This is a genomic window from Clostridium lacusfryxellense (genome assembly GCF_018861735.1).
GTDB lineage: Bacteria > Bacillota > Clostridia > Clostridiales > Clostridiaceae > Clostridium_AD > Clostridium_AD lacusfryxellense.
In genome coordinates this window covers 1-3783 of record NZ_JAHLEB010000110.1, presented here as the reverse complement: position 1 = coordinate 3783, position 3783 = coordinate 1, and the positions used below count along the sequence as shown (strand labels likewise).

The following is a 3783-nucleotide window of genomic DNA, read 5'->3' as shown; positions in this document are numbered from 1 at the left end:
TTTTAAATAAATATTACAATCGTCAGCATAACGACAAAAGTGTAATCCACGCTTTTCTAATTCTTTATCCAACTCATTTAACATGACGTTACTAAGTAATGGTGAAAGATTTTATATGGAGGATAAAATTTATTAGTATTTTAAGTATCCTACGGCTGTTTTACCACATATTTTTATCGTTAATTACACATAAAATTGAGAAAAGAATCAAAGAATATATAGTATGCAAAGATAAAAAAGGAGAAATTAGTGATGAAAGTGGTTAAGGCAATAAATCCTGTAGATAGAACAACAGACTATATATTAATTAATAAAGACCTTGATATTGTTATTGTGGTACAAAAATATCTTAATTTTCTAAAGGCTACCGCCAAGTCACCTAACACAATAAAAAACTATTGCTATCATCTGAAGCTCTATTTCAGCTTCCTTGATGGAATAGACAAAGATTACAATCGAGTCTCAACAGATGATCTTGTAGGGTTTATTCAGTGGTTAAGAAAGCCTATCCGTTCAATGCAAGTTGATTTTCTATTTAAAGAAAACTCCGTTTGCAATAATACATTAAACACAATAATCGCTGCAATATCAAGTTTTTATCAATATACCTGTAGAAGTGAAAACTTTATTAACCCTGTTATCTATTCAGCTACTTTTATGCCTACCAATGGATATAAAAGCTTTTTGATTCACACTGGCAAGAGAATGGTTGCTAAGAACCTACTTAAATGCAGAGTTAAAAAACATATTGTTACTACTATATCAGATGACAAATTCAATCTATTTCTAACCCATATTGAAAATATAAGAGATCGATTGATTATTCTACTTATGTATGAAGGAGGTCTCCGTATAGGTGAAGTTTTAAGTTTATGGATAGAAGACCTGTTTTTGTGGGATAAGCGCATCAGTATCATTCCAAGAGATGACCTTATTAATGGTGCCAGAGGTAAATCAAGATCAGAAAGGTTTATTGATATACCATCAGGCTTATGCAAACTTATTGATGATTATCTTCTTTTTCATAGACCTAATTGTAGTGACACCAATCACTTGTTTGTTGTTGGGAAGGGCAAAAATACTGGAATTCCACTTTCATACGACACCGTCTATAAAATGTTTAAATATTATGAGAAAAAAGCGGGTATTAAGCTTTCGCCTCATGTACTAAGGCATACTCATGCAACATCTTTAATAAAAGCTGGTTGGGATGCTTCCTTTGTACAAAAAAGACTTGGTCATTCACAAGTTCAAACTACCATAAACACTTATATACATCTTAGTGATGAAGACCTAAAAGGCGCTTATGAAAAATATGAACAGGAAAAGGGGGATTAATATGCATCAAGTTATTTCTAAAAACAATAAAAAAATAATTCTTACTTCTCAAACAACTGATTGGGATAAATACATTACTGACCAATTCAAAAAAGATTTATGGTATCTTCCATCAATGTTTGAAAAATACCCCAACATTTCTAAAAAAAATATGAAATTTGATTTTATAACTAACCCCTATATTAAAGCCGAAGCAAAGTATTTTTTTATGTATAAAATTCTAGCTAAAGAATACTCTCCTCATAGTTTAGCTTTAGGCTTTTGTCAGTCATTGCGTCACCTTTGGAATTTTATTGAAAAATATAAATTTAATATTAATTCGATTTTAGATTTAAACTATGATAAAACACTCATACTTTTAAGAACTCATCTTTTAGAAATTGGTTATTCCAAACACGATAGGGCACCTACTCTTTTTAAATCTATGTATTCATTTTTCAGCAAATGGTATGATACCAGAGTTGAATATGAAAAAGACATATGGGATTTAAGAAGACTATATCCTGAAAGCGAAATTCCAATTTATGTTGGCAATAGAGCCTGGTATATGAATTTTACAATTATAAAAGATGAAAATCTAAAAACTCTTATTAAAAGATTTTATAAGGTTAGAGTGGCTACTAGAGCACTCCAGACTGTTCATAAGGAGATGCGATATTTAAGGCATTTCATCGTATTTTTACAAGAAAAATACCCTACTATAACTTCCTTTTCTAAACTAACCAGGATTCACATGGAAGAATTTTATATATGGCTTTCTATACAAAAAAATCAATATGGAGAACTAACTTCACTCCGCGAAAAAAGATATACTGTACAATATCTAAGGCTTGTATTTGAGTACTTACAACGTACTGGTGATAAAGATGCTCCCTTAATACCTTTAGTTTATCCTGAAGATGAATGTGGAACAATAAAACGTATCCCTAAATTTATACCTGATGATGTCTTTAATCAACTTATATCAAATCTAAATCAGCTATCAACAAACATAAAGAATGCTGTAATTATAGTAATGAATGTAGGCATGAGAGCCTCTGAGCTTCTAACTTTAAGAGAAAATTGTATATCATATGACAATGATGGTACTCCATGGATAACTTATTATATGAGCAAAATGCATAAAGAACATAGAGTTCCTACTAACATAGATGTAACCGCAGCTATTGAATCTCAAAGAGAACTAGCTGGCGAAGTTTCCGACCCTAAAAACAATAAATATCTTTTTAGAACACCAAAAGGGATTCTTCAATATCAGAGAATAACTTCTAAAGTTCATAAGCTAGCCAGAAAAGTTCCTATTACTGATTCTACTGGAAATGTATATTTAATTAATTTCCATCAATTCCGTCATACTGTTGGTACCAATATGATTAATTCTGGTGTTCCCATAACTTCTGTGCAAAAATATCTTGGTCATGAAAGTCCAGAAATGACCATGGTTTATGCTCATATTCATGACTCAACACTAAAAGCAGATTTTGAAAAGCTCATTAAACATAAACTTTATGGAAATTATACTAGTTGTAACGAACCTACTGGGATTGATAGTATCGTAAACACTGATATGGAATGGTTTAAGCATAATTTGTACAAAAATGCGCTACCTAACGGTTATTGTCTACATCACCCAAAGCAAGGAAACTGCCCCCATGCAAACATATGCCTTACTTGTCCTAAATTTATTACAACAAAACACCATATACCAATTCTTTCTCAACAATTATCTATGGTTGAAAAGCTTGTTGCTGACGCAAAAAACCGTGGTTGGGAGAGAGAAGTTGAACATCAGTCCAACATTGCAACCAGCATTAAAAAACTTTTATCAGTGTTAAATAAATAAAATAAAGGAGGATTTCCATGTCTAATCCAAACCCAAGTACTTCAAAAATGATAGAGTTTGCAAAATTAAAAACTGAACGATGTTATACAAAAATTAATGCAGCAATTTTAGCTATGACAAAAGATAATATGCCAATTAACTTTAATACTATCAGTTCTTATGCAGGTGTATCTAAACGATTTTTATACACTCATGAAGAAATTAAAAATACAATAATAGAACTACGTAATAAAGAATATATTCCTACCACTTATAAGTCAAAACAAAAGATGACTGATTCATCAAAAGATGTTATAATTAATTCTCAAAAGCTTAAAATTGAAAGTTTAAAACAAGAGACTTTCAAGCTGAAAGAGGAATTAAAAATACTTTATGGTAAATTAGCTTTTCTCCAAACAAAATAGCTATAATTACTTTCTTTATGCATATATCATTCATGATATAAATAAGTGATTTCAATCATTTGAAAAAAATCCTCCATATAACAAGGGGCCACCTTGCGGTACACCTTTTTGTGAGGTGTTAAAAATGCCTCTTTCCATTACTCCTGCTTGAAGATATTTTCTTATAAGGGCTATTACCCTAACATCCTTTACTTCTTT

General features: G+C 30.8%; 3 protein-coding genes and 1 pseudogene. 3 read left to right on the top strand and 1 reads right to left on the bottom strand.

Features of this window, described 5'->3' with window-relative positions; genetic code table 11:
• Positions 1 to 108: pseudogene (locus KPL55_RS25240) on the bottom strand (hypothetical protein); the annotation flags it as partial.
• Positions 109 to 252: 144 nt separating this feature from the next.
• On the opposite strand from KPL55_RS25240, the gene KPL55_RS25235 reads away from it, so the two are divergent.
• The 3 genes from KPL55_RS25235 to KPL55_RS25225 are packed head-to-tail and all read left to right on the top strand — an operon-like array spanning position 253 to position 3585.
• Positions 253 to 1338, top strand: coding sequence for a tyrosine-type recombinase/integrase (locus KPL55_RS25235; RefSeq protein WP_216309515.1), 1086 nt, complete (start codon positions 253 to 255; stop codon positions 1336 to 1338).
• 1 nt (position 1339) lies between these two features.
• Positions 1340 to 3181, top strand: coding sequence for a tyrosine-type recombinase/integrase (locus tag KPL55_RS25230; protein WP_216309514.1), 1842 nt, complete (start codon positions 1340 to 1342; stop codon positions 3179 to 3181).
• 17 nt (positions 3182 to 3198) lie between these two features.
• Positions 3199 to 3585: a DUF6262 family protein gene (locus KPL55_RS25225; RefSeq protein WP_216309513.1), complete on the top strand. Its 387-nt coding sequence runs from the start codon at positions 3199 to 3201 to the stop codon at positions 3583 to 3585.
• Positions 3586 to 3783 lie beyond the last annotated feature (198 nt).